Source organism: Promicromonospora kroppenstedtii DSM 19349 (genome assembly GCF_000515355.1).
GTDB lineage: Bacteria > Actinomycetota > Actinomycetes > Actinomycetales > Cellulomonadaceae > Promicromonospora > Promicromonospora kroppenstedtii.
The window spans coordinates 10,704-14,490 of sequence record NZ_KI911609.1 but is presented as its reverse complement, the minus strand read 5'-3'; the positions used below and the strand labels follow the sequence as shown (position 1 = coordinate 14,490).

The following is a 3,787-nucleotide window of genomic DNA, read 5'->3' as shown; positions in this document are numbered from 1 at the left end:
CCCGACGGGACACCTGCCGGTACGCCGCCGTCGGACAGGCAGAACCGCATGACGGCGGTCATCACGGCGTCCGTCAGGCCGTGCCGGGGTGTAGCGGGTGGGGCGACGAGCAGGTGCATGCCGAGGTCGCCGGGCAGCGTGTCGTGCACGCCGTCGAGCAGCACCCGGGGGTCGTAGGTCTCGGTGAGGAACACGGCCTCGCCGTCCAGCCGCCCGAGCCAGGCGTTCTCGGCCGGGCGTGCGGCGAGGCCGGCCAGGTACTCGCGTACGTCGTCGACGTGCAGGTCGCCCATCTGCCAGTAAGACGACGCCGGGTGCGCGAGCCAGCCCTGCACGAGGCCGGCGTCGCGGTCGGGGTCGACGGGTTCGATCGTGATCTCGCCGAGGCGGGTCGAGGTCGCGTAGACGTGCGTGGTCGTCGGAGCGCTCACCGGGCGGCCTCCATCTCGTCGCGGGTCTGGTGGTCGGGCTGCTCGTCCGGCACGGTCCCGCCGGGCAGGCCGAACTGCTGGAAGGCGATCCGGCGCTCGACCGGGTACGGCTCGCGGCCCGTGACGTTCGCAAGGATCACCGAGTTGCGCCAGGGCCCGAACCCGAGGTCGGGCGCCGTGACGCCGTGGGTGTGCTCCTCGCCGCCCACCACGTGGATCCGCCGGTCGTCGTCGACGGTGTAGTCGCGGGCCACGGCGTAGCGGCCGCGCGCGTCGAGGTTGACCAGGCCGGGGGCCAGGAACGCGGGCACCGTGGCGGCGTAGCCCGTGGCGGCGACGATCGCGCCGGTGCGGTGCTCCACCGTCGTGCCGAGCTGGGCGTGGCGCAGGGTCAGCACGTACTCGCCCGCACCAGCCGCGTCCGGGCCGGCAGGTTCGAACCGGGCGGCCACCACCTCCGTGTCCGACAGCAGCGTGGTCGGCACCTCGGCCCCCAGCGCGGACCTGCGGTACAGCGTGTCGTAGATGTCGTCGATCAGGTCGCCGCTGATGCCCTTGTACAGGTTGCGCTGCTCGCGCCCCAGCACGTCGCGCTGCTCGATCGGCAGCGCGACGTAGTGGTCGGTGTACTCGGGCGACGTCATCTCCAGCGTCAGCTTCGTGTACTCCATGGGGAAGAACCGTGGCGAGCGGGTCACCCAGTCGACGCGGTGCTCCCCCGGCCCGGTGCCGCAGTCCTCCAGCAGGTCGCGGTACACCTCGGCCGCGGACTGCCCGCTGCCCACCACCGTCACCGAACCCGCCGCCCGCAGCGCGTCGCGGTTCGGCAGGTAGTCGCTGGTGTGCACGACGGGGCCGCCGTCCTCCCCGCTCGACCGACCGGCCACGCCGATCAGGGCGGCGGGGAGCCGCGGCCGGGTGCCGGTGCCGAGCACGAGGTGCTTGGCACAGTATTTCTCGAAGCCGTCGGCCGTCTGCGCCGTCACCTCGAACACGTAGCCGCTCTCCCCGGGATCGCCCGCCTCCGCCGCCGGGTCCGGCACCCGGACCACGCTCGTCACCTCACGCCCCCAGCGCAGCGTCGGGAGCTGCGCCGCGACCCAGCGGCAGTACTGGTCGTACTCGGCGCGCAGCGGGTAGAACGACTCGCGGATGTAGAACTGGTACAGCCGCCCCGTCTCCTTGAGCCACGCGAGGAACGAGTACGCCGACGTCGGGTCGGCCATCGTCACCAGGTCGGCCAGGAACGGCACCTGCAGCGTGGTGCCCTCGATGAGCATCCCCGCGTGCCAGGAGAAGCCGTCGCGCTGGTCCAGGAACACGGCGTCGACGTCGTCCAGTGGCTCGGCGAGGGCCGCCAGGCCCAGGTCGAACGGACCGATGCCGATGCCGAGCAGGTCGTAGGTGCGGGTCATCGGCCCTCCTCCGCGGTCGGGGCACCCTCTCCGGCGCCGGCATCCTCACGACGAGGATCCCCCGCCGCGCTCTCCGCCGCGCCGCCCTCTTCCGCCCGCGCGAGCCGCGGGTGCACGTCCCGGCACGGCGGCTCGTCGGTGTCCGCGAGCGCCTCCCCCGCGAGCAGCCCGTGGGCGGCGGAGCGGACGAGCTCCAGCACGCCGCGGATGTCGGCGAGCGTGGCGTCGGGGTTGAGCAGGGTGAGCTTGAGGCAGGGGCGGCCGTCGACGACGGTCTTGGCCACGAGGGCGCGGCCCGAGTCGAACAGCACGCGCCGCACCTGCGGCACGAGGGCGTCGGCGTGCGCCGGGTCCAGCCCCTCGGGCTCGTAGCGGAACAGGACGGTGGACAGGTCGGTGGTGCCGACCAGCCGGAAGTCGCGGTCGCCGGCGAGATCCTGGCGCACGGCGGCGGTCAGGTCGCAGACGGCGTCCACCATGGCGCCGATGCCGTCCGCGCCGAGCGCGCGGAGGGTGACCCAGAGCTTGAGGGCGTCGAAGCGGCGCGTGGTCTGCAGCGACTTGTCGACCTGATTGATGTCAGGGGTGGGCTCGCCGGATTCCTCCGCCGGATTGAGGTAGTCGGCATGCCAGGCGACGGGCCCCAGGTCCGCCCGCTCGCGCACGATCAGCGCGCTGGACGAGACGGGCTGGAAGAACGACTTGTGGAAGTCCACGGTGACGCTGCGGGCCCGCTCGATACCGTCCAGCAGGTGCCGGCGCGTGGGGCTGACCAGCAGGCCGCAGCCGTAGGCGGCGTCGACGTGCAGCCAGGTGCCGACCGCGTCGCACAGGTCGGCGATCGGGCCGAGGGGGTCGATGCAGCCACGGTCGGTGGTACCGGCCGTGGCGACGACGGCGATCACGGTGTCGCCGGTGCGCTCGATGTCGACGAGGGTCTGGCCGAGGGCGTCGGCGCTCATCCGGCCCTCGGTGTCGGTGCCGACGGCGACCACGGCGTCGTCGGGCAGGCCGAGCAGCAAGGCGGACTTGGCGACGCTGAAGTGGCTGGCCGTGGTGGCGAGGATGCGCATCGACTCCAGGCGGGTGCCGGTGCGGCGCGCCCGCTCGCGGGCCAGGAACAGGGCCTGGAAGTTGGACTGGGTGCCGCCGGAGGTGAAGATGCCGTCGGCCCCGCCGTCCACCGCGAAGCCGATGCGGCCCGCCGTCCAGTCGACCAGGCGCCGCTCCATGAGGGTGGCCACGGTGGACTGGTCGTAGGTGTCGACCGAGGTGTTGATCGCGGCCAGCATCGTCTCGGCGCCGACCGCGGGCAGCGCGACCGGGCAGTTCAGGTGCGCGGCGTAGGTGGGCTCGTGGAACCAGATCGCGTGCCTCGCGTACAGCTCGGCAGCCTCGCGCAGCGCCTCGGCCGTGCCCGACGGCGGGCCGTCCAGGTCCACGGCGTCCACCAGGCCCTGCAGCTCGGGGCGGCTGGCGCCCGAGAACGGCTGGGTGACGGACATCAGGCGGGCGGCGATGTCGTCGGCGACCGCGTGGACCGTGTCCGCATAGGTGCTCGCGGTGGCCCCGCGCAGGAGCGCGGTCGTGTCGTGTCTCGTACCCGGCGAGGGTGCGGCGGGCACTGGCTGCGTCACTGCGGGCAGGCGTGAGGGCATGCGGAAGGCTCCTCGTGAAGGCGAAAGGAACGCCGCCCGGACCGGACGGCGTAGAGCAACTTAGGTTTGCCTGACCTAACTTAATCCTTGGGCGAACCGCGTCAAGCCATGGGACACACCGGAAACGTGGCGCGGGTCACTCTCCCGCTTCCCGCACCCTCGGCACGGACTCGGCTTGTTTATAAACGACTGTTCACTTATGGTCGACGCATGACCACCAACCCCCTCCCCCTGGCCGGCAAGGTCGCCCTCGTCGCCGGCGCCACCCGCGGCGCCGGCCGCG

General features: G+C 72.7%; 3 protein-coding genes. All 3 read right to left on the bottom strand.

The window, feature by feature from the left end:
• Positions 1 to 431, bottom strand: a 431-nt coding sequence (locus tag PROKR_RS03860; RefSeq protein WP_051432648.1) for a GNAT family N-acetyltransferase, incomplete at its 3' end; no start/stop codon positions are given.
• Complete coding sequence (locus PROKR_RS03855) at positions 428 to 1,846, bottom strand: lysine N(6)-hydroxylase/L-ornithine N(5)-oxygenase family protein (protein WP_036959685.1); 1,419 nt, start codon at positions 1,844 to 1,846, stop codon at positions 428 to 430. The genes PROKR_RS03855 and PROKR_RS03860, both read right to left, overlap by 4 nt.
• Positions 1,843 to 3,504 carry a pyridoxal phosphate-dependent decarboxylase family protein gene (locus PROKR_RS03850; protein ID WP_245605687.1) on the bottom strand — a complete coding sequence of 554 codons (1,662 nt, stop codon included), beginning with the start codon at positions 3,502 to 3,504 and terminating at the stop codon, positions 1,843 to 1,845. Before PROKR_RS03850 ends, PROKR_RS03855 begins: the two co-directional genes overlap by 4 nt.
• Between the last annotated feature and the right edge of the window lie 283 nt (positions 3,505 to 3,787).

What these genes read in the sequence shown, in the direction of transcription:
- PROKR_RS03855 (WP_036959685.1), bottom strand. Translation starts at nt 1,846, where the DNA reads ATGACCCGCACCTACGACCTGCTCGGCATCGGCATCGGTCCGTTCGAC.
- PROKR_RS03850 (WP_245605687.1), bottom strand. Translation starts at nt 3,504, where the DNA reads ATGCCCTCACGCCTGCCCGCAGTGACGCAGCCAGTGCCCGCCGCACCC.